Annotated in this window: 23 protein-coding genes; 13 read left to right on the forward strand and 10 right to left on the reverse strand. The window is 71.0% G+C overall.

The features are described from left to right. Positions 1–8 precede the first annotated feature (8 nt). The gene (locus AB0K36_RS23435) at positions 9–1,625 is read left to right on the forward strand and encodes an ABC transporter permease (RefSeq protein ID WP_364597705.1); all 1,617 of its coding nucleotides are present in this window, start codon (positions 9–11) and stop codon (positions 1,623–1,625) included. Beyond that, a complete protein-coding gene (locus AB0K36_RS23440) occupies positions 1,625–2,662 on the forward strand; it encodes an ABC transporter ATP-binding protein (RefSeq protein ID WP_364597622.1) in 1,038 nt (345 codons plus the stop codon). The genes AB0K36_RS23435 and AB0K36_RS23440 overlap by 1 nt, the downstream gene beginning before the upstream one ends. Here AB0K36_RS23440 and AB0K36_RS23445 read toward each other — a convergent pair. The 5 genes from AB0K36_RS23445 to AB0K36_RS23465 all read right to left on the reverse strand — a co-directional run bounded on the left by AB0K36_RS23445 (position 2,656) and on the right by AB0K36_RS23465 (position 7,795). Continuing rightward, the gene (locus tag AB0K36_RS23445) at positions 2,656–3,768 is read right to left on the reverse strand and encodes an LOG family protein (RefSeq protein ID WP_364597625.1); all 1,113 of its coding nucleotides are present in this window, start codon (positions 3,766–3,768) and stop codon (positions 2,656–2,658) included. The two genes, AB0K36_RS23440 and AB0K36_RS23445, sit on opposite strands and share 7 nt — an antisense overlap. Positions 3,769–3,912: 144 nt before the next feature. Then, positions 3,913–5,022 carry a hypothetical protein gene (locus AB0K36_RS23450; RefSeq protein WP_364597628.1) on the reverse strand — a complete coding sequence of 370 codons (1,110 nt, stop codon included), beginning with the start codon at positions 5,020–5,022 and terminating at the stop codon, positions 3,913–3,915. Beyond that, the gene (locus tag AB0K36_RS23455) at positions 5,004–5,732 is read right to left on the reverse strand and encodes an ABC transporter ATP-binding protein (RefSeq protein ID WP_364597631.1); all 729 of its coding nucleotides are present in this window, start codon (positions 5,730–5,732) and stop codon (positions 5,004–5,006) included. The genes AB0K36_RS23450 and AB0K36_RS23455 overlap by 19 nt, the downstream gene beginning before the upstream one ends. 183 nt (positions 5,733–5,915) lie before the next feature. Then, positions 5,916–7,295 (reverse strand): aspartate aminotransferase family protein, encoded by a 1,380-nt coding sequence (locus AB0K36_RS23460; protein ID WP_364597634.1) that lies wholly within the window; start codon positions 7,293–7,295, stop codon positions 5,916–5,918. Next, on the reverse strand, positions 7,280–7,795 hold the full coding sequence (locus AB0K36_RS23465) for an Lrp/AsnC family transcriptional regulator (RefSeq protein ID WP_364597708.1): 516 nt from the start codon (positions 7,793–7,795) through the stop codon (positions 7,280–7,282). The genes AB0K36_RS23460 and AB0K36_RS23465 overlap by 16 nt, the downstream gene beginning before the upstream one ends. 164 nt (positions 7,796–7,959) lie before the next feature. Between AB0K36_RS23465 and AB0K36_RS23470 the strand changes: the two genes are divergently transcribed. Together AB0K36_RS23470 and AB0K36_RS23475 are read left to right on the forward strand one after the other, a co-directional pair. Further along, positions 7,960–9,399: a gamma-aminobutyraldehyde dehydrogenase gene (locus AB0K36_RS23470; RefSeq protein ID WP_364597711.1), complete on the forward strand. Its 1,440-nt coding sequence runs from the start codon at positions 7,960–7,962 to the stop codon at positions 9,397–9,399. 126 nt (positions 9,400–9,525) lie between these two features. Next, on the forward strand, positions 9,526–10,065 hold the full coding sequence (locus AB0K36_RS23475; RefSeq protein ID WP_364597637.1) for a hypothetical protein: 540 nt from the start codon (positions 9,526–9,528) through the stop codon (positions 10,063–10,065). Here the strand turns inward: AB0K36_RS23475 and AB0K36_RS23480 are convergent. Beyond that, positions 10,054–10,749, reverse strand: coding sequence for a glycerophosphodiester phosphodiesterase (locus AB0K36_RS23480; RefSeq protein ID WP_364597640.1), 696 nt, complete (start codon positions 10,747–10,749; stop codon positions 10,054–10,056). The two genes, AB0K36_RS23475 and AB0K36_RS23480, sit on opposite strands and share 12 nt — an antisense overlap. A gap of 1 nt (position 10,750) precedes the next feature. After that, the gene (locus AB0K36_RS23485; RefSeq protein ID WP_364597643.1) at positions 10,751–11,776 is read right to left on the reverse strand and encodes an adenosine deaminase; all 1,026 of its coding nucleotides are present in this window, start codon (positions 11,774–11,776) and stop codon (positions 10,751–10,753) included. 150 nt (positions 11,777–11,926) lie between these two features. Between AB0K36_RS23485 and AB0K36_RS23490 the strand changes: the two genes are divergently transcribed. Next, positions 11,927–12,625, forward strand: a complete 699-nt coding sequence (locus AB0K36_RS23490; RefSeq protein ID WP_307708539.1) for a DUF4190 domain-containing protein — start codon at positions 11,927–11,929, stop codon at positions 12,623–12,625. A gap of 61 nt (positions 12,626–12,686) precedes the next feature. Here the strand turns inward: AB0K36_RS23490 and ybiA are convergent, their stop codons facing one another. Then, complete coding sequence (gene ybiA / locus AB0K36_RS23495) at positions 12,687–13,241, reverse strand: riboflavin biosynthesis intermediates N-glycosidase (RefSeq protein ID WP_364597646.1); 555 nt, start codon at positions 13,239–13,241, stop codon at positions 12,687–12,689. A gap of 175 nt (positions 13,242–13,416) precedes the next feature. Here ybiA and AB0K36_RS23500 point away from each other — a divergent pair, with 175 nt between their 5' ends. The 8 genes from AB0K36_RS23500 to AB0K36_RS23535 all read left to right on the forward strand — a co-directional run bounded on the left by AB0K36_RS23500 (position 13,417) and on the right by AB0K36_RS23535 (position 23,131). Continuing rightward, positions 13,417–14,931, forward strand: coding sequence for a gamma-aminobutyraldehyde dehydrogenase (locus tag AB0K36_RS23500; protein ID WP_364597649.1), 1,515 nt, complete (start codon positions 13,417–13,419; stop codon positions 14,929–14,931). A gap of 51 nt (positions 14,932–14,982) precedes the next feature. Beyond that, entirely contained in the window at positions 14,983–16,230 is a 1,248-nt protein-coding gene (locus tag AB0K36_RS23505; RefSeq protein ID WP_189473342.1) for a polyamine ABC transporter substrate-binding protein, read from the forward strand. Between the two features lie 38 nt (positions 16,231–16,268). After that, positions 16,269–17,420 carry an ABC transporter ATP-binding protein gene (locus AB0K36_RS23510; RefSeq protein ID WP_364597652.1) on the forward strand — a complete coding sequence of 384 codons (1,152 nt, stop codon included), beginning with the start codon at positions 16,269–16,271 and terminating at the stop codon, positions 17,418–17,420. Beyond that, positions 17,417–18,346, forward strand: a complete 930-nt coding sequence (locus AB0K36_RS23515) for an ABC transporter permease (RefSeq protein WP_364597655.1) — start codon at positions 17,417–17,419, stop codon at positions 18,344–18,346. The genes AB0K36_RS23510 and AB0K36_RS23515 overlap by 4 nt, the downstream gene beginning before the upstream one ends. After that, a complete protein-coding gene (locus AB0K36_RS23520) occupies positions 18,346–19,143 on the forward strand; it encodes an ABC transporter permease (RefSeq protein ID WP_159686419.1) in 798 nt (265 codons plus the stop codon). Before AB0K36_RS23515 ends, AB0K36_RS23520 begins: the two co-directional genes overlap by 1 nt. Before the next feature lie 55 nt (positions 19,144–19,198). After that, positions 19,199–20,611 (forward strand): NAD(P)/FAD-dependent oxidoreductase, encoded by a 1,413-nt coding sequence (locus AB0K36_RS23525; RefSeq protein WP_364597658.1) that lies wholly within the window; start codon positions 19,199–19,201, stop codon positions 20,609–20,611. 148 nt (positions 20,612–20,759) lie between these two features. Then, the gene (locus tag AB0K36_RS23530) at positions 20,760–21,218 is read left to right on the forward strand and encodes a bifunctional DNA primase/polymerase (RefSeq protein WP_364597661.1); all 459 of its coding nucleotides are present in this window, start codon (positions 20,760–20,762) and stop codon (positions 21,216–21,218) included. Positions 21,219–21,322: 104 nt separating this feature from the next. Continuing rightward, the gene (locus tag AB0K36_RS23535; protein ID WP_364597664.1) at positions 21,323–23,131 is read left to right on the forward strand and encodes a chitinase; all 1,809 of its coding nucleotides are present in this window, start codon (positions 21,323–21,325) and stop codon (positions 23,129–23,131) included. Here AB0K36_RS23535 and AB0K36_RS23540 read toward each other — a convergent pair. Together AB0K36_RS23540 and gabT are read right to left on the reverse strand one after the other, a co-directional pair. Then, the gene (locus AB0K36_RS23540) at positions 23,082–23,900 is read right to left on the reverse strand and encodes a phosphatase PAP2 family protein (RefSeq protein WP_364597667.1); all 819 of its coding nucleotides are present in this window, start codon (positions 23,898–23,900) and stop codon (positions 23,082–23,084) included. The genes AB0K36_RS23535 and AB0K36_RS23540 overlap by 50 nt on opposite strands. Positions 23,901–24,002: 102 nt before the next feature. Further along, positions 24,003–25,337, reverse strand: coding sequence for a 4-aminobutyrate--2-oxoglutarate transaminase (gene gabT / locus AB0K36_RS23545; protein WP_364597670.1), 1,335 nt, complete (start codon positions 25,335–25,337; stop codon positions 24,003–24,005). Positions 25,338–25,454 lie beyond the last annotated feature (117 nt).

A 25,454-nucleotide genomic window follows, 5' to 3' on the forward strand; every position in this document is an offset into this window, starting at 1 on the left:
TCGGCCTGATGGCCGGTCCGGTCGCGTTCTTCGCGCTCTTCTTCGCCTACCCCGTCGCGGCGATCGTCGGACGTGGCCTCCACGCCGAGGGCGCCTGGCAGTTCGGCCGGTTCGGCGAGGTGCTCGGCCGGCCGGACATCCGTGAGGTGCTGTGGTTCACCACTTGGCAGGCGCTCGCGTCCACGGCACTGACCCTGCTGATCGCGCTGCCCGGCGCGTACGTGTTCGCCCGGCTCGACTTTCCCGGGAAGCGGCTGCTGCGCGCGGTGGTCACCGTGCCGTTCGTGCTGCCGACCGTCGTCGTCGGTACGGCGTTCCTCGCGCTGCTGGGGCGCGGCGGACTCCTCGACGAGCTGTGGGGGATCCGGCTGGACACCACGGTCTGGGCGATCCTCCTCGCGCACGTCTTCTTCAACTACGCCGTCGTCGTACGCACCGTCGGCGGCCTGTGGTCGCAGCTCGACCCCCGCCAGGAGGAGGCCGCCAGGGTGCTGGGCGCGGGGCGCCTCGCCGCCTGGCGGCGGGTGACGCTGCCCGCGCTGGTGCCCTCGCTCGCCGCGGCCGCCCTCATGGTCTTCCTGTTCACCTTCACCTCCTTCGGTGTCGTGCAGATCCTCGGCGGCCCCTCCTTCTCCACCCTCGAGGTGGAGATCTACCGGCAGACCGCCGAGTTCCTGGACCTGCCCACGGCGGCCGTGCTGACACTGGTGCAGTTCCTGGCGGTCGGCGCGGTCCTGGCCGTGCACGCCCGGACGGTGCGGCGGCGGGAGAGCGCGCTGCGGCTCGTCGACCCGGCACGCACCGCGCGACGGCCGCGCGGCGCTGCTCAGCGGCTGCTGCTCGGCGGCGTCCTGACCACGGTGGTGGTGCTGATCCTGGCGCCGCTCGCGGTGCTGGTCGAGCGCTCCTTCGACACCCCGGCCGGCTACGGGTTCGGCTACTACCGGGAACTCGGCACCGTGGACCCGTCCGGCGGCGCGTTCCTCGTGCCGCCGATCGACGCCGTGTGGAACTCCCTCCGCTACGCCCTGGCCGCGACCGTCATCTCGGTCGCCGTCGGCGGTCTCGCCGCGGCCGCCCTCACCCGTCGGGCGGGCAGGCTCGTCCGGGGCTTCGACGCACTGCTCATGCTGCCGCTCGGCGTCTCCGCCGTGACCGTCGGATTCGGCTTCCTCATCACGCTCGACGAACCGCCGCTGGACCTTCGGGCCTCGTGGATCCTGGTGCCCCTCGCCCAGGCGCTGGTCGGCGTGCCCTTCGTCGTCCGTACGATGCTGCCCGTGCTGCGCGCCGTGGACGAACGCCTGCGGGAGGCGGCCGCCGTCCTCGGCGCGTCCCCGCTGCGGGCGTGGCGGGAGGTCGACCTGCCGCTGGTCCGCAGGGCGCTGGCGGTGGCCGCCGGTTTCGCGTTCGCCGTCTCCCTCGGCGAGTTCGGCGCGACCGTCTTCATCGCCCGGCCCGACAACCCGACGCTTCCCGTGGCCGTCGCACGGCTGCTGGGGCGGCCCGGCGAGCTCAACTACGGGCAGGCGATGGCACTGAGCACCATCTTGATGGTGGTCTGCGCGGTGGCGCTGCTGCTGCTCGAACGCATCCGTACCGAGTCCACCACCGAGGAGTTCTGATGGCGCTGCTGGAACTGGCGGGCGTGACCGTACGGTTCGGGCCGCGCACCGCACTGGACTCGGTGGACCTCGAGGTCGCCGAGCACGAGATCGTGTGCCTGCTCGGACCGAGCGGCAGCGGCAAGTCGACGCTGCTGCGCGTGGTCGCGGGGCTCCAGGAGGCCCACGCGGGGCGGGTGTTGCTCGAGGGCGCCGACCAGGCGCGCGTCCCGGTGCACCGGCGCGGGGTGGGGCTCATGTTCCAGGACCACCAGCTGTTCCCGCAGCGGGACGTGGGCGGCAATGTCGCCTTCGGATTGCGGATGCACGGCGCCGACCGCGGGGAACAGGCGCGCCGGACCGAGGAGTTGCTGCGGCTGGTGGGGCTGCCGGGTGCGCGGCAGAGGTCCGTCGCGGCCCTGTCCGGCGGCGAACAGCAGCGTGTCGCCCTCGCCAGGGCACTGGCGCCGGAGCCGAGACTGCTGATGCTCGACGAGCCGCTCGGCCAGCTGGACCGTGGTCTGCGGGAGCGGCTCGTCGTCGAACTGCGCGACCTGTTCGGACGGCTGGGCACGACGGTGCTCGCCGTCACCCACGACCAGGGCGAGGCCTTCGCGCTGGCCGACCGCGTCGTCGTCATGCGGGACGGCCGGATCGCGCAGGCCGGGACCCCGCTGGAGGTGTGGCAGCGGCCCGCGTCCGCGTTCGTGGCCCGCTTCCTCGGTTTCGACAACGTCGTGGCGGCGACCGTCGAGGGCACGGCCGCGAACACCGGGTGGGGCAAGGTGCCGGTGCCGGACGGGTCACCCCAGGGAGCGCGGACGGTGCTCGTGCGGCCCGACGGGGTGCGGCTCACCGACCCGTCGGAGGGCCTGCGGTGCACGGTCGAGTCGCGCACGTTCCGCGGGAGTCACGTCGCCGTGCGGCTGCGCCCCGCCGACGGGCCCCCGCTGGAGGCGGAGTGCTCCCTCGGACAGGCTCCGTCGCCGGGCACGGCGGTGGGCGTGGTGTTCGCCGCCGACGAGGTGGTGGTGCTCGGACCGGACGCCCCTCAGTGAGCGTCCGCCGGCAGCCGCAGCAGGGCCGCCGGAGCCTCCTCGACCGAGTCGACGAGAGCGATCCGCGCCTCCATCGACCGGCCGCGCGCGAGTGATCGCAGCAGCGGCCACGCCGGCAGGTGCTCCGTCCAGTGGTGCCGGTTGACGAGCACCATGGGGGTCGGTTCGCCGCGCGACTCGTAGTAGTTCGGCGTGGCGTTGTCGAAGATCTCCTGGAGCGTACCGGCGGCGCCCGGCAGGAAGATGACACCCGCGTTCGACCGGGCCAGGAGGCCGTCCTCACGGGTGGCGTTGGCGAAGTACTTGGCGATGTGCCCGGCGAAGGCGTTCGGCGGCTCGTGGCCGTAGAACCAGGTCGGGATGCCGACGGAGTCGCCGCCCCGCGGCCAGCGGTGACGGACCTCGAAGGCGGCCTGAGCCCAGTCGGAGACGGACGGCACGAACGTCGGGGTCTTGGCGAGCAGCAAGAGCGCGTCGTCCAGCATCTCGTCGGGGTGGGGCGCCGCGTACGCACCCAGGTTGGCGGCCTCCATCGCGCCGGGCCCGCCGCCCGTGGCGACCGTGAAGCCGGCACGGGCCAGCTCCCGGCCCAGCCGTGCGGCGCCGGCGTACGCGTCGGTGCCGCGGCCCATCGCGTGGCCGCCCATCACGCCCACGACCCGCTCGCCCGCGAGGTGTTCGTCCAGGGCGTCGGAGATCGAGTCGTCGTGGACGGCGCGGAGCATCGAGGCGAAGATGTCGCTGTCGGCCTTCGTCCGCTGGAACCACCCGTAGGCCAGGGCGTCGGGCGTCGACTCGTAACCGCCGTCCGCGAGGCCCCCGAACAGGTCGTCGGGGGAGTAGAGCAGACCGCGGTACGGGTCGAAGGGCAGGTCGGGCACGGGCGGGAAGACGAGGGCGCCGTCCGCGCGGACCTTGGCGGCGGCGTCCGGCTCCATGGGGCAGCCGAGGAACACGGCGGAGGCCGTGTCGGCGCGGAGGAGGTCGGCGGTGCGCCCGGTGAGATCCACGGACTGGACCCGGTGCCCGGCGAGCGAGCCGCGGGCGACGACGTCGTCGAACTCTTCGAGGGACTCGATCTCGCGGTCGTGCGGGGTGGCCGTCATGCGCCCACGATAGGCGGGCCGGGCCGCGCTCCCCCAACCCGCCCGCCACCGCCGGCCGCATCCCGGCCGGGACGGCGGCTCGCCGCCGGCTCGACGGCGGCGAGAGGGCGTCCCTCGAGCGCCTCGACGCCCTGGGGTAACGGTTCAGCGGGTCAGCGGGGCGGCCGCCAGAGCGCCTACCGTCAGGGTCAGGGGGACGAAGACCATGAACAGGACCCCGGCACGCAGGGCCGCCGCCTGCCGCAGGACCGTCACCGGGGCGCCCAGCCGGACCAGGTCCCCGGTCGCCTCTGTGCGGGACTGCCTGGACTCCAGCGCCGCGGTCAGCAGCGCCGCCGTCGTGCACACGACCACCAGGGTCGTGCCCAGGGCCGTCATCGGGCCCCACGGGCGCGGGGCGGAGCCGTACGCGGCGACGGCCGCCACCGCTCCGGAGGCCACCGCGCAGACCACGCCGAGCGGCCGGCCGATGCGCCGGGACTCCGCCATGAGGATGCGGCCGGACAGCAGCCGGACCGCGCTCGGCCCGGCCGACTGGAGCAGACGGCCGCACAGGTAGGTGAGGGCGGGTCCCGCGAGCCACAGGCCGGCCGCCGTGAGCGCCCAGCCCGCCAGCACGCCGGGCGGCCGGCTGTCGGCCTCCGTTCCGCTCACGTAGGTCTCGACGGCCAGGCCCACCGCGACCAGTGCGACGCCCCAGGGCAGCCCGGGCGGGGCGCCGGCCGGTTCCTCGGCGTCGGGCGCCGCGGGGCGCGGCCGCAGGACGACGGCGGCCGCCGCGGTGGCGATGAGCGGCACCAGCGACAGCAGGGTGAGCGCGGCGGGCAGCGGGAGCGGCGTCCCGGCGGAGAGCAGGTCGGCCGCGGCCCCGTCGAAGGGCAGGCCCGTCAGGTCGCCCCGCAGGTGCAGGAAGAACAGCAGCGCGAGCATGCTGCCGAGCGTGCACGAGAGCGCGGTGGAGGCCGCCGCGAGGACGGCGAGGCGTACGGGCCCGAGGCCTACCGCCGAGAGGCCGGAGCGCGGCCGGGTGCCGGGGTCCGTGCGGGCCACGGCCACCGCGAGGTACACCGCGGCGGCGAGCGGCAGCGCGCACCACAGCAGGCGCCCCACCGCGGACCGGTCGTCGGGATGCGACAGCGCGTGCATCAGTGTGCACAGCAGCAGGAAGCCGACACCCGCCGATGCCGCCGCCACCGTGAGCCGGCGCAGCAGTACCAGTGGATGCGACCCGCGCGTCAGACGGAGAGCGAGCACGCGGCCCGCCCTTCCGCGTCGGCAATCGCCTGGGATCCCACCCGCCGCCCGTCGGCGAGCGTGATCGTACGGTCGGCGACCGCCGCGACGTCCGCGTCGTGCGTGGCGAGCACCATGGTGATCCGGTGCGAGCGGACGGCGGCCGTCAGCGTGCGCAGCACCTGGGCGCGGTCCTGGCTGTGCAGCGAGGCGGTCGGCTCGTCGGCGAAGAGCACGGACGGCGTGGTGACCAGGGACCGTGCGACGGCGACGCGCTGCTGCTCGGCCCGGAGCAGTGCGTAGGGGCGCTTGCGCGCGCACGCGCCGATGTCCAGGCGTTCCATCCACTCCATCGCCGTGGTGCGCGCCGCCCGGCGGGAGACACCGGCGAGCAGCAGCGGCAGGGCGGTGTTCTCCCAGGCGTTGAGCTCCGGCACGAGCGTCGGCGCGGGGTCGATCCAGCCGAAGCGGTCCCGCCGGAGCCGCTCGCGCACCAGGGCGGGCATGGTGTGCACGGGGGAGCTGTTGAACCACACCTCGCCCTGCTGCGCGACGAGCTGTCCGGACAGGCACTGCAGCAGTGTGGTCTTGCCGCTGCCGCGCGTGCCGAGCACGGCGAGGATCTCGCCCTCCCGCACGCCGAGCGACACGCCCACGAGGGCCGGGGAGCCGCGGTGGGCGTGGTGCAGGGAGCGAGCCCAGATCACATCGTTGTCGGGCGGGGCCACCATGACGTACACCTCGGTTCTGATCAGATTTCCGGCCCCCCGTACGGGGGAACGAAGGCAGGGCCGATCGGTCACTGGGCACGCTAGGGAGTCACTGCCGGGGTACCGGGAAGCACGCGGCCCGGGCACCGTCCATCTCACTCGGATGGAGGTACCCGGGCCGCGTGCGGGGAGGGTGGGGTGGGATCAGAGCTTGGTCCACGCCTCGGCGAGGACGCCGCGCAGGATCTGCTCGATCTCGTCGAACGTCGACTGGTCGGAGATCAGCGGCGGCGCCAGCTGGACGACCGGGTCGCCCCGGTCGTCGGCCCGGCAGTACAGACCGTTGTCGTACAGCGCCTTGGAGAGGAAGCCGTACAGGACGCGCTCGGTCTCCTCGTCGTTGAAGGACTCCTTGGTGACCTTGTCCTTCACCAGCTCGATGCCGTAGAAGAAGCCGTTGCCGCGGACGTCGCCGACGATCGGCAGGTCGTGCAGCTTCTGCAGCGTGGAGAGGAAGTTGCCCTCGTTGTCGAGGACGTGCTGGTTGAGGCCCTCGCGCTCGAAGATGTCGAGGTTGGCGAGGCCCACGGCCGCGGAGACCGGGTGGCCGCCGAAGGTGTAGCCGTGCAGGAAGGTGTTGTCGCCCTTGTAGAACGGCTCCGCGAGGCGGTCGGAGACGATGCAGGCGCCGATCGGGGAGTAGCCCGAGGTCATGCCCTTGGCGCAGGTGATCATGTCCGGCGCGTAGTCGAACTTGTCGCAGGCGAACATCGTGCCGAGCCGGCCGAAGGCGCAGATGACCTCGTCGGAGACGAGCAGCACGTCGTACTGGTCGCAGATCTCGCGGACCCGCTGGAAGTACCCGGGCGGCGGCGGGAAGCAGCCGCCCGCGTTCTGCACCGGCTCGAGGAAGACCGCGGCGACGGTCTCCGGGCCCTCGAAGAGAATCTGCTGCTCGATCTGGTCGGCGGCCCAGCGGCCGAAGGCCTCGGGGTCGTCGCCGTGGATCGGGGCGCGGTAGATGTTGGTGTTCGGCACCTTGTGCGCGCCGGGGACCAGCGGCTCGAAGGGGGCCTTGAGGGCCGGCAGGCCGGTGATGGACAGGGCGCCCTGCGGGGTCCCGTGGTAGGCGACCGCGCGCGAGATGACCTTGTACTTGGTCGGCTTGCCCTGGAGCTTGAAGTACTGCTTGGCGAGCTTCCAGGCGGTCTCGACGGCCTCGCCGCCGCCGGTGGTGAAGAAGACCTTGTTGAGGTCGCCCGGCGCGTGGTGGGCGAGACGCTCCGCGAGCTCGACCGCCTTGGGGTGCGCGTAGGACCAGACGGGGAAGAACGCGAGCTCCTGGGCCTGCTTGTAGGCGGTCTCAGCGAGCTCGTGCCGGCCGTGGCCCGCGTTGACCACGAAGAGGCCGGAGAGGCCGTCGAGGTAGCGCTTGCCCTTGTCGTCGTAGATGTAGGTGCCCTCGCCACGCACGATGGTGGGCACGGGTGCGTGCTCGTACGACGACATGCGGGTGAAGTGCATCCACAGGTGGTCGTAGGCGGTCTTGGAGAGGTCCTTGCTCACGGCTATCGGGTTCCCCACATATAGGTCTGCTTCTTGAGCTTGAGGTAGACGAAGCTCTCGGTGGAGCGCACGCCGGGGAGCGCACGGATCCGCTTGTTGATCACTTCGAGCAGGTGGTCGTCGTCCTCGCAGACGATCTCCACCATGAGGTCGAAGGAGCCCGCGGTCATCACCACGTACTCGCATTCGGCCATGGCCGTCACCGCGTCCGCGACGGGGTCGAGGTCGCCCTCGACCCTGATGCCGACCATCGCCTGGCGCCGCAGGCCCACGGTGAGCGGGTCGGTGACGGCGACGATCTGCATCACGCCCTGGTCGAGCAGCTTCTGGACGCGTTGCCGCACGGCCGCTTCGGAAAGGCCGACGGCCTTGCCGATCGCGGCGTAGGGACGGCGACCGTCCTCCTGGAGCTGTTCGATGATCGCGAGGGAGACCGCGTCGATCGTCGGGGTCGACGAACCACCTGCGGTCCCGTTCCTGGAGTCTGCGCTACGACTGGCCACGACCTCACTCTGCACCGCGACTCGTCTGTCTGGCAAGCCCTGAGCGATGAAATTCGTTGTCGAGGGGGTCAAACTTCACTGAATCCGAAGTTGGAGGGTGGCGGGCCTGTTGAAACCGTCCGCGAAGAGATTAGGGTGGGGTGTCTCACCCATCGGACACGACAGGAGGGGTGGCAACAGTGACCACCGAGCTGCGTCGACTGCGCAACTACATCAACGGGGAGTTCAAGGACGCCGCCGACGGCCGGACGATCGACATCGTCAACCCCGCCACGGGCGAGGTGTACGCCACGTCGCCTCTCTCCGGCCAGGCCGACGTCGACGCCGCCATGGACGCAGCCGCGGCCGCCTTCCCCGCCTGGCGCGACACCACGCCCGCGGAGCGCCAGAAGGTACTGCTGAAGATCGCCGACGCGTTCGAGGAGCGGGCCGAGGACCTGATCGCGGCCGAGTCGGAGAACACCGGCAAGCCCCTCGGGCTGACCCGGACCGAAGAGATCCCGCCGATGGTGGACCAGATCCGCTTCTTCGCCGGCGCCGCCCGCATGCTCGAGGGCCGCTCCGCCGGTGAGTACATGGAGGGCATGACCTCCATCGTCCGGCGCGAGCCGGTGGGCGTCTGCGCGCAGGTCGCCCCGTGGAACTACCCGATGATGATGGCCGTCTGGAAGTTCGCGCCGGCTCTCGCGGCGGGCAACACCGTCGTGCTGAAGCCGTCCGACACCACGCCGGCCTCGACCGTGCTGATGGCCGAGATCATCGGTGCGATCGCGCCCAAGGGCGTCTTCAACGTGGTGTGCGGCGACCGCGACACCGGCCGTGCGATGGTCGAGCACCCGGTCCCCGCGATGGCGTCCATCACCGGTTCCGTGCGGGCGGGCATCCAGGTCGCGGCCTCCGCGGCCAAGGACGTCAAGCGCGTCCACCTCGAGCTCGGCGGCAAGGCGCCGGTCGTGGTCTTCGAGGACACCGACATCGCCAAGGCCGTCGAGGACATCTCGGTGGCGGGCTTCTTCAACGCCGGCCAGGACTGCACCGCGGCCACCCGTGTGCTCGTGCAGGAGTCGATCCACGACGAGTTCGTGGCCGCGCTCGCCAAGGCGGCCGCGGAGACGAAGACCGGCGCCCCGGACGACGAGGACGTGCTCTACGGTCCGCTCAACAACGCGAACCAGCTGGACCAGGTCACCGGCTTCATCGACCGCCTCCCGGCGCACGCCAAGGTCGAGTCGGGCGGTCAGCGGGTCGGTGACAAGGGTTACTTCTACGCCCCCACCGTCGTCTCCGGCCTCAAGCAGGACGACGAGATCATCCAGAACGAGGTCTTCGGACCGGTCATCACCGTGCAGTCCTTCTCGGACGAGTCGCAGGCCCTCGAGTGGGCGAACGGCGTGGAGTACGCGCTGGCGTCCTCGGTGTGGACGAAGGACCACGCGCGCGCGATGCGGATGTCCAAGGCGCTGGACTTCGGATGTGTGTGGATCAACACCCACATCCCGCTGGTCGCCGAGATGCCCCACGGCGGCTTCAAGAAGTCCGGCTACGGCAAGGACCTGTCGGCGTACGGCTTCGACGACTACACGCGCATCAAGCACGTCATGACGTCGCTCGACGGCTGACCTCGCGTCCCCGCTCATAGTTCGAAACGCCGCGCGCCCGGTGCACTTGTGCACCGGGCGCGCTGTCGTGCGCGAAGCGCGGCCGGAGGGTTTTGAACACGTTCACTTCTGCCGTAGGGTGCCCGTATGAGCGAGCGAGCAGCCCTCTTGCGGGCGATACGCGTGTGGTTGGCCTTCTTCGTCGTGTGTCTGGTGCTCAGCGGGGTGACCGCGTTTCCCCTGGTGACCGAACTGCGCCTGCTCGAGGACCTGCTGGGCTCCGCCGCCTCGCCCGTCCCCGAACACCTGCCCGCGCTCATGGAGTGGATCGGGCGGGTACGGGAAGGACTCGACGCGACCGAGGCGGCGTACCCCTTCGTGCTCTACGGCACGGACTGGCTCGCCTTCGCCCACCTCGTGATCGCCGTCGCCTTCTACGGGCCCTACCGCGACCCCGTACGCAACGTCTGGGTCGTCGAGTTCGGCATGATCGCCTGCGCCGGGATCATTCCGCTCGCCCTGATCTGCGGCCCGGTCCGGGGCATCCCCTTCTGGTGGTCGGTCATCGACATGTCCTTCGGCGTCTTCGGTGTGATCCCGCTGTACCTCGTCCGCCGCAGGATCAAGCGACTCGAGGCGCTGACGGCGCCGGCGTCCACGGCCGGACCGGTGCCGTCAGCGGCCTGAGGCCACTCCTTCGAGGACGGCCCTGAGGGCGTCGACCCGGTTCGTGGTGATCGAGTCGACGCCGCAGCCGATCAGCCGCCGCATCGTGCGGCGGGTGTCGGCCGTCCACGCGGAGACGAGGAGGCCGTCCCGGTGCACACGGTCCGTCAATTCCCGCCCGACCAGGCCGAAACGGTAGTTGAGCCAGCGCGGCTTCACGGCGTCCAGCAGCGCGGGCCGCGGCGGGGCGAGTGTCGTCCAGGTCATCGCGATCTCCGCGGTGGCGTCGGCCGCGCGGACCGCGAGCATCGTCGCAGGGCCGGCGCAGTAGTAGACGTGCTCCGCCGCACCGCAGTCGTGGACGGTGTCCACCACGCGCCGCACCGACTCCGGTGTCGCGCCGGGCAGATCGATCATCAGCCGGTGCGGGCCGAGCCCGGTCAGCGCCTCGCGGAGCGTCGGCACACCGCCATGGGTGAGGCCGTCGACCTCCGCCTTCGTGAGCCTCGCCAGCGGCCGGTCATGACCCCACAACCGCTTCAGCGTCGCGTCGTGCAACAGCACCGGGACGCCGTCCCTGGTGAGCCGTACGTCGATCTCGACCGCGTCCGCGCCGCGTTCCAGGGCGGAGCGCAGCGAGGGCAGGGTGTTCTCACGGAACCGGTACGGGTCGCCGCGGTGGGCGACCACCGTCACCGCGCGCATGTCAGCGGGAGAGCCACTCGGCGGTGTACGTGTCGATCTCCGAGACGATCCGGGCCTTGCCGGCCGGGTCGAGGAACGACGCCTGCACCGCGTTCTTGGCGAGACCGGCGATACCGCGTTCGTCCAGGTCGAGCAGCCGGGCGGTGACCGCGTACTCGTTGTTGAGGTCGGTGCCGAACATCGGCGGGTCGTCGCTGTTGACCGTGACCAGGACACCGGCGGAGACCATCTCCTTGACCGGGTGCTGCTCGAGGTCGGTGACCGCCCGGGTGGCGATGTTGGACGTGGGGCACACCTCCAGCGGGATCCGGTGCTCGGCGAGGTGCGCCAGCAGCTTCGGGTCCCGCACCGAGCTGGTGCCGTGTCCGATGCGATCGGCGCGCAGGTCGTTCAGCGCGTCCCAGATCGTCTGCGGTCCGGTCGTCTCGCCGGCGTGCGGCACCGAGCGCAGACCGGCGGCGATCGCGCGGTCGAAGTACGGCTTGAACTGCGGGCGCGGGACGCCGATCTCGGGTCCGCCGAGACCGAAGGAGACAAGGCCCTCCGGCCGCAGGTCGACGGCGAGCCGGGCGGTCTCCTCTGCCGCCTCGAGTCCTGCCTCGCCGGGGATGTCGAAGCACCAGCGCAGCACCACGCCGAGCTCCCGCTCCGCCGCGACGCGGGCGTCCTCGATGGCGGCCATGAAGGCTTTCTCGTCGATGCCGCGGCGGGTGGAGCTGAACGGCGTGACGGTCAGCTCCGCGTAGCGGATGTTCTGCCGCGCCATGTCGCGGGCGACCTCGAAGGTGAGCAGCCGCACGTCCTCCGGGGTGCGGATCAGGTCCACGACCGAGAGGTAGACCTCGACGAAGTGCGCGAAGTCGGTGAAGGTGAAGTAGTCGGCGAGTGCCTCGGGATCGGTGGGCACCTTCGAGTCCGGGTGGTTCGCGGCCAGTTCGGCGACGATCCGCGGAGAGGCGGAACCGACATGGTGCACATGCAACTCTGCCTTGGGCAGCCCTGCGATGAAGGGGCGCAGATCGGTCATCGGTTTCCTCCAGGTGGGACGGGCCGCTCCTGCGGGCTCGGGACAGGCCCTGTTCGCCGGGCGGTGGTTCAGCTCCGGGATCATGGTAGGCGGCCCCCGGCGCCGGGAACCGAGGCCGTAACATGGCCGGACCACCGATGGGGGAGAACGATGTCCGACAATCAGGCTCAGCCGCCCGGCGGGCCTCAGCCGCACGACCCGTGGGCTCCGCCGGAGAGCAGCAGCGCTGCCGGCAAGGTGCCTCTGGACAAGCCGGCAGCGGCCCCGCCCGGCGTGCACGACCAGCCCACGGTCATCTCGATGCCCGGCGCGGGCCCCGAGGACACCGGGTCCGTCCCGCCGCCGCCCGTCGCGCCCGGCGGGCCCGCACCCGCCCAGCCGGCCGCGGGAGCCTACGGCTACCCGGCCGCCCCGAGTCTGCCGCAGCCCCCGGCCGCCGGCTTCGGCGCTCCGGACCCGTACGGCGCGGGCTACCCGGGCTATCCCGGGTACGGCCAGGCCGCGGGCTGGCAGCAGCAGCCGGCCAACGGCATGGGCATCACCGCGATGGTGCTCGGCATCCTCTCCGTCTGCCTCTTCTGTCTGTACGGCGTCGTCGCCATCGTCCTCGGAATCCTCGCGCTGATCTTCGGCATCCTGGGCCGCAAGCGCGCCCAGCGGGGCGAGGCCACCAACGGCGGCATGGCGCTGGCGGGCATCATCCTCGGCGTGTGCGGCATCGTCATCGGAGCCGTCGTCATCGCGCTGATCGCCTGGGGCATCACCACGGCGATCAACGAGGAGAACAAGCAGGACGACTACGACTACGACAGCTACTCGAACCACCTGGTCGTCGACGTCACCCGCTAGCGTCTCGCGTCCCGGACCAGGTGAGAGGCCCGATCCGGCCGCGCTCAGCCGGTGACCGCGTTCAGCCGGTGCCGCTCCGCAGTTCCTCGCGTGCCTCCATCAGCGCGAACCCCAGCAGGTTGAGCCCGCGCCAGCGCGCGGGGTCCTGCGCCCGCTCGTCGTCAGCGGCCAGTCCGATGCCCCAGACGCGGTCCATCGGGCTGGCCTCGACGAGCACCCGGTCCCCCGTGGCTAGCAGGAAGTCGCGCAGCGCCGCGTCCTGCCCGAACTTGTGCACGCTGCCCGAGCGCACGATCCCGAACCGCTCGCGCTCCCATATGGCGTCGTCGAAGCCGCGCACCAGCCGCCCCGCCTTCTTGGCCTCCGCCGGTGACTTCGCGGCCAGCGCCTTCCGCTCCGCCTCCGCGTCGCCGAACAGCCGGGCCTTGGACGCCATCATCCAGTGCTCCGCCGTCGCGTACCGCACGCCGCCGACCTCGAACGGTGACGGCCACCACTGACTCAGGCAACCGGCCCCGACGGTGCCGTCCCTGCGCGGTGTGTGACCCCAGAAGTGCAGATACTTCACCCGCTGACCGGCCGTCGTGCTCCTGATCAGGTCATCGATCGTCCCCATGCACAGGAGTCTGGCAGCCGCCACTGACATCCCGTCCTGCGCCGGAGGCGGTGACGCGACACATGGTCGACCGATTCCGTCGCGTAATCAAATGGCAACAACGGAATCCCTTGTTGCGTGGGTCACCCTCTGTCAGGATCGGCACTCAAATCGAGCTGGGACTACGGAGAGCGCTATGGGCAACCGCTTCCAGACGCAGGACCGCTTCGCCGCCGGCGCGCAGTTCATCGGCGGAAAGCTGCGACCCGGAACCTCGGGGCGTACGCAGGACATCGTCGACCCGGCCACGGGCCGGACGATCCACACGTACGAACTGGCCGGCCCCGCGGACGTGGACGCGGCCGTCGCCGCCGCCCGCGACGCCCGGCCCGGCTGGGCCGGCGCCACCCCCGGCGAGCGCTCGGAGGCGCTGCACCGCTTCGCGGCGGTGCTCGCCGACCAGGCGGAGGACCTGGCGGGTGCCGAGTCGCTGCAGTGCGGCAAGCCCATCAGACTGAGTACGGGGTTCGACGTCCCCGGCACCATCGACAACACCGCGTTCTTCGCCGGCGCCGCCCGTCACCTCGAGGGGCAGTCCGCGGGCGAGTACAGCGGCGACCACACCTCGTACGTACGGCGTGAACCGATCGGCACGGTCGGTTCGATCGCCCCCTGGAACTATCCGCTGCAGATGGCGGCCTGGAAGGTTCTGCCGGCCATCGCCGCGGGCAACACGATCGTCCTGAAGCCCGCCGAGATCACCCCGCTCACCTCGCTGATGTTCGCCCAGGCGGCCACCGAGGCAGGCGTCCCCGACGGCGTCGTCAACATCGTGAGCGGCGCGGGCAGGGACGCAGGCGAGCATCTCGTCGGCCATCCGGACATCGACATGACCTCCTTCACCGGCTCGACGGCCGTCGGCAAACGCGTCGCCCGCATCGCCACCGACACCGTCAAGCGCCTCCACCTCGAACTCGGCGGGAAGGCCCCGTTCGTGGTCTTCGACGACGCCGACCTCGAGGCCGCCGCGCACGGGGCGGTCGCCGGATCGCTGATCAACACCGGCCAGGACTGCACCGCCGCCACCCGCGCCTATGTCCAGCGGCCCCTGTACGACGCGTTCGTCGCCGCGGTCGCCGATCTGATGGCGACGGTCCGGCTCGGCGACCCGTTCGACCCGGCCACGGACCTCGGGCCGCTCGTCTCCCATGTGCAGCGCGACCGCGTCGCCGCCGTCGTCGACCGGGCCCGCGGTTACGCCACGGTGGTGACCGGCGGCGCAGCGCCGCAGGGGGAGCTGCGCGACGGCGCCTACTATCTGCCCACCCTGGTCACCGGAGCCGCCCAGGACAGCGAGATCGTCCGACACGAGATCTTCGGACCCGTCCTGGTCGTGCTGCCGTTCGACACCGATGACGAGGGCCTCGCCCTCGCGAACGACACGCCCTACGGGCTGGCGGCCTCCGCCTGGACCCGGGACGTGTACCGCGCCGGCCGTGCCACCCGGGAGATCAGGGCCGGCTGCGTGTGGGTCAACGACCACATCCCGATCACCAGCGAGATGCCGCACGGCGGATACCGCGCCAGCGGCTTCGGAAAGGACATGTCGGTGTACTCCTTCGAGGAGTACACGCAGGTCAAGCATGTGATGTACGACAACACCGCCGTGGTCCGCAAGGACTGGCACCGCACGATCTTCACAGGCCGATAGCCGCCGGGCCGCGCTCGTCGCGGCCATATCCACCCGAAAGGGCAGAGCGTCATGGAGCAGTACGAGACCGAGCGCCTCTCCGCGGCCCAGCTGGCGGCCATGCGGCGCAGCCTGACGAACGGGCGAGGGGCCCTCTCCCGCCGTTCGCTGCTGCGGGTGTCGGGCGCCGGTGCGCTCGCCGTCGGCGGCGCGGGCATCCTCAGCGGCTGCGGCATCCCGCCCGCCAAGCGGGAGAGCGGAGCAGCCGACTCCGACGACCACTCGGACAAGGAGAAGCAGCTCACCTTCTCCAACTGGACCGAGTACATGGACACCAGCGAGGACGGGAAGAGCCGCCCGACCCTCGAAGCGTTCACCAAGCGCACCGGGATCAAGGTCAAGTACACCGAGGACATCAACGACAACGTCGAGTTCTTCGGGAAGATCCAGCCGCAGCTCGCGGCCGGCCAGGACACCGGCCGCGACCTGATCAACGTCACCGACTGGCTGGCGGCCCGGATCATCCGCCTCGGCTGGGCCCAGAAGCTCGACCCGTCGCTGCTGCCCCACGCCTACGCCAACCTCTCCTCCCAGTTCCGCACCGTCGACTGGGACCCGGGCCGGGCCTACTCCTACCCGTGGACCGGCATCCCGTGCGTCATCGCCTACAACGCGAAGGCGACCCGCGGCCGGAAGGTCGACTCCGTGACCCAGCTGCTCGACGACCCGTCGCTCAAGGGCCGCGTCGGCTTCCTCACCGAGATGCGCGACACCGTCGGGATGACCCTGCTCGACCTGGGCAAGGACCCCGGCAAGTTCACCGACGCCGACTACGACGCCGCCGTCGGGCGCCTTCAGAAGGGCGTCGACAAGAAGCAGATCCGCCGCTTCACCGGCAACGACTACACGTCCGACCTGGCCAAGGGCGACATCGCCGCCTGTCTCGCCTGGGCGGGCGACGTGATCCAGCTCCAGGCCGACAACCCCGACATCAAGTACGCGATCCCGGCCGCCGGTTATGTCACGGCGACCGACAACCTGCTCGTCCCGGCCGAGGCACGGCACCGCAAGAACGCCACCCGGCTCATCGACTACTACTACGAGCTGCCCGTCGCCGCGCAGCTCGCCGCGTACATCAACTACGTGTGCCCGGTCGCCGGCGTCGGCGCCGAACTCGCGAAGATCGACCCGGAGCTGGCGAAGAACCCGCTGATCATCCCGGACGAGGCCATGGCCGCCAAGTCCCATTCGTTCCGCTCGCTCTCCTCCGAGGAAGAGACGGCGTACGAAGAGAAGTTCGCCAAGCTCATCGGCGCCTGACCCGCCCCCCCTTCCCCCGACACCTGGGATCGCGACCCATGACTGACAAGCAAGCGGGCGGCGATGTCCGCCTCTCCGGGATCAGCAAGACCTACGGATCCTTCACGGCCGTCCACCCGCTGGACCTGACCGTCCCCGAGGGCTCGTTCTTCGCCCTGCTCGGCGCCTCCGGCTGCGGAAAGACCACCACGCTGCGGATGATCGCCGGACTCGAGGACCCGACGACGGGCACCGTCCGTCTCGGCGACAAGGACGTCACCGCCCTGCCGCCGCACAAGCGCCCCGTGAACACGGTCTTCCAGAGCTACGCGCTCTTCCCGCACCTGAACATCTACGAGAATGTCGCCTTCGGCCTGCGCCGCCGCGGCGTCAAGTCCGTGAAGAAGCAGGTCGACGACATGCTGGAGCTCGTCCAGCTCGGCGACTTCGCCCAGCGCAAGCCGCACCAGCTCTCCGGTGGTCAGCAGCAGCGGGTCGCCGTCGCCCGCGCGCTCATCAACCACCCGCAGGTCCTGCTGCTCGACGAGCCGCTCGGCGCCCTCGACCTCAAGCTGCGGCGCCAGATGCAGCTGGAACTCAAGCGCATCCAGACGGAGGTCGGCATCACCTTCGTCCACGTCACCCACGACCAGGAGGAGGCCATGACCATGGCCGACACGGTCGCGGTGATGAACGGGGGCAGGGTCGAGCAGCTCGGGGCGCCCGCCGAGCTGTACGAGAACCCGCGGACGACCTTCGTCGCCAACTTCCTCGGCACCTCCAACCTCATCGAGGCCGAGGTGGTCCAGAGCTCGGGCGGCGAGGTCGTCGTCACCGCCGGCGGCGGCAAGCTCCGGCTGCCCGCCGGGCGCTGTCCGGACGCCACGACCGCCGGCGGCCGGCTCCTCGTTGGGGTCCGGCCGGAGAAGATCTCCCTCACCCCCGTCGCCGACGCGGACGCCGTGCCCGCCGGCCGCAACTCCGTCACGGGCCGGATCCTCGACTCCTCCTTCATCGGCGTCTCCACGCAGTACGTCGTCGAGAGCCCGGCCGGCAAGGGCCTCGAGGTCTACGCCCAGAACGTCGAACACCGGGCCGGTCTGGAGCCGGGCGCCGAGGTCGTCCTGCACTGGAACCCGGAGCACACCTTCGGCCTCGACGCCGCCCAGGCCATCGACGCGGGCGTGGAGACGGTGGGGGAGCGGCCATGACCGTCACCCAGGCACCGCCGCTGTCGCCCGTCCCCGGCGGGCCGCCCACCCACAAGACCCCGGTGCGCCGCAAGCTGGTCCCCTACTGGCTGCTGCTCCCCGGCATCCTGTGGCTGGTCGTCTTCTTCGTGCTGCCCCTCGTCTACCAGGCCTCGACCTCCGTGCAGACGGGGTCCCTGGAGGAGGGATTCGAGGTCACCTGGCACTTCGCGACCTACTGGGACGCGCTGAGCGAGTACTACCCGCAGTTCCTGCGCTCGCTGCTGTACGCGGGCACCGCCACCGCCCTGTGCCTGCTGCTCGGCTATCCGCTCGCGTATCTCATCGCGTTCAAGGCCGGCCGCTGGCGCAATCTGCTGCTGGTGCTGGTCATCGCCCCGTTCTTCACCAGCTTCCTGATCCGCACCCTCGCCTGGAAGACGATCCTCGCGGACGGCGGACCGGTGGTGGAGGTGCTCGGCGCCGTCGGCTTCCTCGACGTCACCAGCTGGCTCGGGCTCACCGAAGGCAGCCGCGTGCTCGCCACACCGCTGGCGGTCGTCACCGGTCTGACGTACAACTTCCTGCCGTTCATGATCCTTCCGCTCTACACCTCGCTGGAGCGGATCGACCCGCGGCTCCACGAGGCGGCCGGGGACCTGTACGCCAGGCCCGCCACGACCTTCCGCAAGGTGACCCTCCCGCTGTCCATGCCGGGCGTGGTCTCCGGGACGCTGCTGACCTTCATCCCGGCGAGCGGTGACTACGTCAACGCCCAGCTGCTGGGCTCGACCGACACCCGCATGATCGGAAACGTCATCCAGTCGCAGTTCCTGCGGGTGCTCGACTACCCGACGGCGGCCGCGCTGTCGTTCATCCTGATGGCGATCGTGCTGGTCACGGTCACCGTCTACATCCGCCGGGCCGGAACGGAGGACCTGGTCTGATGAGCTGGGCAAGGCGCAACATCGTCGTCATCGCGGGACTGCTCACGCTCGCGTACCTGATCCTGCCGAACATCGTCGTGATGGTGTTCTCGTTCAACAAACCCGCCGGGCGCTTCAACTACGCCTGGCGGGAGTTCTCCACCGACGCGTGGCGTGACCCGTGCGGCGTCGCCGACCTGTGCGGCTCGCTCGCGCTCTCGCTGCAGATCGCGCTGTGGGCGACGGTCGGTGCGACCGTGCTCGGCGCCATGATCGCCTTCGCGCTCGTCCGCTACCGGTTCCGGGCCCGCGGCACGATCAACTCGCTGATCTTCCTGCCGATGGCGATGCCCGAAGTGGTCATGGCCGCCTCGCTGCTGACGCTCTTCCTCAACCTCGGGGCCGAGCTGGGCTTCTGGACCATCCTCATCGCGCACACCATGTTCTGTCTGAGCTTCGTCGTGGTGGCGGTGAAGGCGCGGGTCATGTCGATGGACCCGAGGCTCGAGGAAGCGGCGAGAGACCTCTACGCCGGTCCCGTGCAGACGTTCCTGCGGGTCACGCTCCCGATCGCCGCACCCGGCATCGCCGCGGGCGCGATGCTGGCCTTCGCCCTGTCCTTCGACGACTTCATCATCACCAACTTCAACTCCGGCAACACCGTCACCTTCCCCATGTTCGTGTGGGGTTCGGCCCAGCGCGGTACGCCCGTCCAGATCAACGTCATCGGTACGGCCATGTTCGCCGTCGCCGTACTGATCGTGGCCGGCGGTCAGATCATCAGCAGCCGCCGGAAGAAGCGCGCCCTGACCCGGTAGACCGGACCGGCGCACCAGCACCGGCCCCGGTAGCACCCCAGAAGGAGTGGGAACCATGGCCCCAGCCGCCATGACCTCTGCACGATCACTCTCCGACGCGCGGCCCGCGCCGTTCTGGCTGGAAGACCCCGGCAAGCCGGACCCGCTGCCCGCCCTCGCCGGCGACGAGAGGTGCGACCTCCTTGTCGTCGGCGGCGGATACAGCGGACTGTGGACGGCGCTCCTCGCCAAGGAGCGTGATCCCGCACGGGACGTCGTCCTGATCGAAGGCCGGGAGGCGGGCTGGGCCGCCTCCGGCCGCAACGGCGGCTTCTGCGCCGCCTCGCTCACCCACGGCCTGGGCAACGGACTGGCCCGCTGGCCGGACGAGCTGACCAAGCTGGAGGAGCTCGGCGGGCGCAACCTCGACGCCATCGAGGAGGCCGTCGGCCGGTACCGCCTCGACTGCGACTTCGAACGCACCGGTGAGATCGACGTCGCCACCGAGCCCTACCAGCTCGCCGAGCTCCACGAGATGCACCAGGAGGCCACCCGGCTCGGCTTCACCGGCCTCGAACTCCTCGACGCGGACGCGATGCGCGCGGAGGTCGACTCGCCGACCTTCCTCGGCGGGCTGTGGGACCGCCGGGGGGTGGCGATGCTGCACCCGGCGAAGCTGGCCTGGGGACTTCGGCGGGCGTGTCTGGAACAGGGGGTGCGTATCTACGAGAACACCCCCGGTCTGCGGCTCGCGTCCTCCGGCCCGGGGATCGTCGTCCGCACCCCCTACGGCCGGGTCCTCGCCCACCGGGTGGCGCTCGGCACGAACGTCTTCCCCTCGCTGATCCGGCGGGTACGCGCCTACACCGTTCCCGTCTACGACTACGCCCTGATGACCGAGCCGCTCAGCGCCGCCCAGCTCGCCTCCGTCGGCTGGCAGAGGCGGCAGGGACTCGGCGACAGCGCCAACCAGTTCCACTACTTCCGCATCACCGCCGACCACCGCATCCTGTGGGGCGGCTACGACGCCGTCTACCCCTTCGGCGGCAAGGTGCGTGCCGAGATGGACCACCGCCCGGAGACCTACCTGAAGCTCGCCTCGCACTTCTTCCGCTGCTTCCCGCAGCTCGAAGGGCTCCGGTTCAGCCACGCCTGGGGCGGCGCCATCGACACCTGCACCCGCTTCTCCGCCTTCTTCGGCACCGCGCACGGCGGCAAGGTCGCCTACGCGGCCGGCTTCACGGGCCTTGGGGTCGGCGCGACCCGGTTCGGGGCCGACGTGATGCTCGACCTGCTGTCGGGGGAGCGCACCGAACGGACCGAACTGAAGATGGTGCGCAGCAAGCCGCTCCCGTTCCCGCCGGAACCGGTGGCGTGGGCCGGTATCGGCCTGACCAAGTGGGCCATGGCCAGGGCCGACGCCAACGACGGCAGGCGCAATCTGTGGCTGCGGACGATGGACCGGTTCGGCCTCGGCTTCGACAGCTGACCCGCCGCCCCGGCCGCCGCTGCCCGCCGCGTCCCGGACACGCGGTGCGGCTCACCGGCGGCTGATCCCCCAAGTCGCGTAATGAATGGGCCTCGCCCCGCTCTCTGTGTGTGCAAGCACTCCCGTGCACACGAACGGAGACCGGACCATGAGCGAAGCGAGCGCCAGGATCGCGATGGAGTGGCTGGCGGCGGTGGCGCCGGATCCGGCGGCCTGCCGGTGGGAGTGGGAGCGGAACCGGCACGGGATCGCCCTCCTGCCGGCCGGCCGGCGCTGGGACGTACTGATCTTGCCGGGGGAGCTGGGGTACCCCACGCTCGATGTGCTGACCCGGCTGGTCGACCGGCCGGGTCCGGTGCTCTCCGGATTCGGTGAGTCCCGCATGGGCTTCTTCGTACCGCCCGGCACCGCGGGGCGGTGGCTGGGTACGGGCATCCGGACGGCGGGGCAGGGCACGTGGATCGTCGTGCCGTATCCGGGCAGGACGGCGGACCGGGTGCGCTGGCTGATCCCTCCGGACGGCTCCGGGACACTCACCGATCCCTCCCTGCTCGAACTCGCGATGCACGAGGCCGCCGCCGGGCTCGCGCGCGGCGACAGGGACTGAGCGCGCGTGGGCGGCCCGGGAAGTGCCAGAGGTCTTGACAACCCGATTGGTCTGGACCATGTTGTGGCCGCCGCACTCGAATCCCCCCATGCCCGGAGGCTGTTGTGGACCGCACAAGACTTACGGCTGCCGTTGCGGCAGCCGTCCTCGCCGTCACAGGACTCGTCGCCACCACCGGGTCGGCGGCCGCGGCCGACACCGAACTCGCCCGCAACGGAGGCTTCGAAGCCGGGCTCACCGGCTGGACCTGCAGCGCGGGCAGCGGCGTCGCCGTCTCCTCGCCCACCCACGGCGGCACCTCCGCCCTCAAGGCCACCCCGGCCGGCAGCGACAACGCGAAGTGCGCACAGACCGCCACCGTGAAGCCCAACTCCGACTACACGCTCAGCGGCTGGGTCCAGGGGAGTTACGTCTACCTCGGCGCGTCGGGCACGGGGACCACCGACGTCTCCACCTGGACGGCGTCGGCGCCCGGTTGGCAGAAGCTGACGACCTCGTTCCGCACCGGGCCTTCGACCACCTCCGTGACGCTGTACACCCACGGCTGGTACGGCACACCCGCCTACCACGCCGACGACATCTCCCTCTTCGGCCCCGGCGGCGACCCCGCCACCGTCCCGGCCGCGCCCGCCGGCCTGCGCGCCGGCAGCCCCGGCTCCACCTCCGTACCGCTGACCTGGAACTCCTCGGCCGGCGCGACTAGTTACCACGTCTACCGGGACGGGGCGCGGGTGGCGACCGTCGGCGGCACGTCCGCCACCGTCACCGGGCTGACCGCCGCCACGACCTACAGCTTCCAGGTCTCCGCCGCCAACGAGGCGGGTGAGTCGGCCAAGTCCCCCGCCGTCAGCGCCACGACGACCTCCGGCGGCGGTGACACCGGCGGCGATCTGCCCGCCCACGCCCTCGTCGGCTATCTGCACGCCAGCTTCGCCAACGGCTCCGGCTACACCCGCATGGCCGACGTCCCCGACTCGTGGGACGTCATCAACCTCGCCTTCGGCGAACCGACCTCGGTCACCTCCGGCGACATCCGCTTCAAGCTCTGCCCCGTCGCCGAATGCCCGAACGTGGAGTCGGAGGCCGACTTCAAAGCGGCGATCAAGGCCAAGCAGGCCGCCGGGAAGAAGGTGCTGATCTCCATCGGCGGCGCCAACGGGCAGGTGCAGCTCGCGACGACGGGCGCTCGCGACGCCTTCGTCACGTCGGTCTCGAAGATCATCGACGACTACGGCCTCGACGGCCTCGACATCGACTTCGAGGGCCACTCCCTGTCACTCAACACCGGCGACACCGACTTCCGCAGCCCCACCTCACCCGTGATCGTCAACCTGATCTCGGCGCTCAAGACCCTCAAGGCCAAGTACGGCCCGGACTTCGTGCTCACCATGGCCCCGGAGACCTTCTTCGTCCAGCTCGGGTACCAGTACTACGGCTCCGGCCCCTGGGGCGGCCAGGACCCGCGCGCCGGCGCGTACCTCCCGGTCATCCACGCCCTGCGTGACGACCTCACCCTGCTGCACGTCCAGGACTACAACTCCGGCTCGATCATGGGCCTGGACAACCAGTACCACTCCATGGGCGGCGCGGACTTCCACATCGCCATGACCGACATGCTCCTCACCGGCTTCCCGGTCGCCGGCGACCAGGCGAAGTTCTTCCCCGCCCTGCGGCCCGAGCAGGTGGCGATCGGACTCCCGGCCTCCACGCAGGCGGGCAACGGCCACACCTCGCCCGCCGAGGTGAACAAGGCGCTCGACTGCCTGACGAAGAACGTGGCCACGGCCTGCGGCTCGTATCGAACTCACGGCACCTGGCCGGCCCTGCGCGGCCTGATGACCTGGTCCATCAACTGGGACCGCTTCAACCAGTTCGAGTTCTCGCGGAACTTCGACGCCTACAGATGGAGTTGAGGAACGGCAGCAGCGCCCCGAAGAGGCACAGGCTGCCGAGCACGTCCAGCGGCCAGTGGTAGCCGCGCAGCACCAGACCGATGCCCGTCGCAAGGGTGAGCACCCCCGCGGCGGGCATCGCCCATCTCCGGCGCAGGTACGGCGTGACGAGCAGCGCGGCCCCGCAGTAGGCGACCATCGCGGTCGCCGTGTGGCCCGACGGGTACCAGCCGGTGCCCGCCTCCAGGGGGGCGGGACGGGCGATCCACAGCTTCAGCGGGACGACCAGCGCGGGCACCGCCGCCATCGCGGCCAGGGCCGCCAGCGGCGGGAGCCGGCGCCGTCTCTCACGCAGCAGGCTGTGTCCGGCCGCCGCCGCGAGCACCGGCAGCGCGACGGCCGTGCTGCCGAGATCGGCGAGGAGTTCGGTGAGGGTGGCGGGCCCGGCGCCGAACAGCGCACGGCCCAGTCGCACGTCCGCGGAGAACAGAGGTCCCTCGACGGCCACCTGCCAGGTGATCAGCGCGAAGAGCGTGACGCAGAGGAGGACGGCGGCCCGGGAACGCCGAGAGGCCGGCCACATCGGAACAGGGGGGGTGGTTCCGAGGTGGCCGGCCGGACCGGTTTGCCGCGCGCCCCGGGGGGTTTGGGGCGGGCGGCCATCCGATCGGTGAGGAGTTCCGGAGCCTGCAGCTCCAGTGGTGTGCGCGAGGGCACGACCAGGTCGGGGCTGGGGAGGCTCCGGCCTGGGATCGCCCGCAGTCTCCTGCGAGCGGGGTGTTTCTCTCATCTGCAGAAACCGTACGTCAGGCGGAAGGGGACCAACAGCCGGATCTCCATCCCGCCATCGGCCCCCCACAGCTTCTTCACAGAGTGACTCCGTCGCCGCCGGTCAGAGGCGGGCGAACGCCTGCTCGAGGATGTCGAGACCCTCGTTCAGCAGGTCCTCGCCGATCACCAGCGGGGGCAGGAAGCGCAGCACGTTGCCGTAGGTGCCGCAGGTGAGGACGAGCAGGCCCTCCGCGTGGCACGCCTTGGCGAGCGCGCCGGCGGCCTCGGCGTTGGGCTCCTTCGTCGCGGGGTCCTTCACCAGCTCGATCGCGATCATCGCGCCGCGGCCGCGGATGTCGCCGACGATGTCGTACTTCTCCTGCATCGCGGTCAGGCGGCCCTTCATGACCTCCTCGATCCGCCGCGCCTTGCCGTTGAGGTCCAGCTCCTTCATCGTCTCGATGGAGCCCAGCGCACCGGCGCAGGCCACCGGGTTGCCGCCGTAGGTGCCGCCGAGGCCGCCGGCGTGCGCGGCGTCCATGATCTCGGCGCGGCCGGTGACGGCGGCCAGCGGCAGACCGCCGGCGATGCCCTTGGCCGTGGTGATCAGGTCGGGGACGACGCCCTCGTCCTCACAGGCGAACCACTGGCCGGTCCGGCAGAAGCCGGACTGGATCTCGTCGGCGACGAAGACGATGCCGTTGTCGTTCGCGAACTGCACGATCGCGGGCAGGAAGCCCTTGGCTGGCTCGATGAAGCCGCCCTCGCCGAGCACCGGCTCGATGATGATCGCGGCGACGTTCTCCGCGCCGATCTGCTTGGTGATCTGGTCGATGGCCTGTGCCGCGGCCTCGGGGCCGCAGTTCTCCGGGCCGGTCGGCCAGCGGTAGCCGTACGCCACCGGCACGCGGTACACCTCGGGCGCGAACGGGCCGAAGCCGTGCTTGTACGGCATGTTCTTGGCGGTCAGCGCCATCGTGAGGTTGGTGCGGCCGTGGTAGCCGTGGTCGAAGACGACGACCGCCTGGCGCTTGGTGTGGGCACGCGCGATCTTGACGGCGTTCTCGACCGCCTCCGCGCCCGAGTTGAACAGCGCCGACTTCTTGGCGTGGTCGCCCGGGGTCAGCTCGGCGAGCGCCTCGCAGACCTCCACGTAGCCCTCGTACGGCGTCACCATGAAGCAGGTGTGCGTGAAGTTCTGGAGCTGGGCGCTCGCCCGGCGTACGACGGCCTCCGCGGAGGCGCCGACCGAGGTCACGGCGATGCCGGAGCCGAAGTCGATCAGGCGGTTGCCGTCGACGTCCTCGATGATCCCGCCGCCCGCGCGAGCCGTGAACACGGGCAGCACGGACCCCACCCCGCCGGCGACCGTCGCGGTACGGCGGGCCTGCAGCTCGATCGACTTCGGGCCGGGGATGGCGGTGACGACGCGGCGCTCCTGCGGGATTGCGGTCATGAGGGGCTCCTGGGGGTGTATCCGGACGCTTGTTGTCTTTCTCCGCAGGCTAGGGGCGTCGCGCCGGTGCGGGCATGCGCCGATCGGGAGTATTGGGGGTGTGTCGTTGTCCGCCAC

The organism is Streptomyces kurssanovii (assembly GCF_040677245.1).
GTDB classification, from domain to species: domain Bacteria; phylum Actinomycetota; class Actinomycetes; order Streptomycetales; family Streptomycetaceae; genus Streptomyces; species Streptomyces kurssanovii.

Bases quoted from the DNA above. Each gene is read 5' to 3' on its own strand.
- AB0K36_RS23435 (WP_364597705.1), top strand. From the start codon at position 9: ATGGCCGGTCCGGTCGCGTTCTTCGCGCTCTTCTTCGCCTACCCCGTC.
- AB0K36_RS23440 (WP_364597622.1), top strand. From the start codon at position 1,625: ATGGCGCTGCTGGAACTGGCGGGCGTGACCGTACGGTTCGGGCCGCGC.
- AB0K36_RS23445 (WP_364597625.1), bottom strand. From the start codon at position 3,768: ATGACGGCCACCCCGCACGACCGCGAGATCGAGTCCCTCGAAGAGTTC.
- AB0K36_RS23455 (WP_364597631.1), bottom strand. From the start codon at position 5,732: ATGGTGGCCCCGCCCGACAACGATGTGATCTGGGCTCGCTCCCTGCAC.
- AB0K36_RS23475 (WP_364597637.1), top strand. From the start codon at position 9,526: ATGAGCGAGCGAGCAGCCCTCTTGCGGGCGATACGCGTGTGGTTGGCC.
- AB0K36_RS23480 (WP_364597640.1), bottom strand. From the start codon at position 10,749: ATGCGCGCGGTGACGGTGGTCGCCCACCGCGGCGACCCGTACCGGTTC.
- AB0K36_RS23485 (WP_364597643.1), bottom strand. From the start codon at position 11,776: ATGACCGATCTGCGCCCCTTCATCGCAGGGCTGCCCAAGGCAGAGTTG.
- AB0K36_RS23490 (WP_307708539.1), top strand. From the start codon at position 11,927: ATGTCCGACAATCAGGCTCAGCCGCCCGGCGGGCCTCAGCCGCACGAC.
- ybiA (WP_364597646.1), bottom strand. From the start codon at position 13,241: ATGGGGACGATCGATGACCTGATCAGGAGCACGACGGCCGGTCAGCGG.
- AB0K36_RS23500 (WP_364597649.1), top strand. From the start codon at position 13,417: ATGGGCAACCGCTTCCAGACGCAGGACCGCTTCGCCGCCGGCGCGCAG.
- AB0K36_RS23505 (WP_189473342.1), top strand. From the start codon at position 14,983: ATGGAGCAGTACGAGACCGAGCGCCTCTCCGCGGCCCAGCTGGCGGCC.
- AB0K36_RS23510 (WP_364597652.1), top strand. From the start codon at position 16,269: ATGACTGACAAGCAAGCGGGCGGCGATGTCCGCCTCTCCGGGATCAGC.
- AB0K36_RS23515 (WP_364597655.1), top strand. From the start codon at position 17,417: ATGACCGTCACCCAGGCACCGCCGCTGTCGCCCGTCCCCGGCGGGCCG.
- AB0K36_RS23520 (WP_159686419.1), top strand. From the start codon at position 18,346: ATGAGCTGGGCAAGGCGCAACATCGTCGTCATCGCGGGACTGCTCACG.
- AB0K36_RS23525 (WP_364597658.1), top strand. From the start codon at position 19,199: ATGGCCCCAGCCGCCATGACCTCTGCACGATCACTCTCCGACGCGCGG.
- AB0K36_RS23530 (WP_364597661.1), top strand. From the start codon at position 20,760: ATGAGCGAAGCGAGCGCCAGGATCGCGATGGAGTGGCTGGCGGCGGTG.
- AB0K36_RS23540 (WP_364597667.1), bottom strand. From the start codon at position 23,900: ATGAGAGAAACACCCCGCTCGCAGGAGACTGCGGGCGATCCCAGGCCG.
- gabT (WP_364597670.1), bottom strand. From the start codon at position 25,337: ATGACCGCAATCCCGCAGGAGCGCCGCGTCGTCACCGCCATCCCCGGC.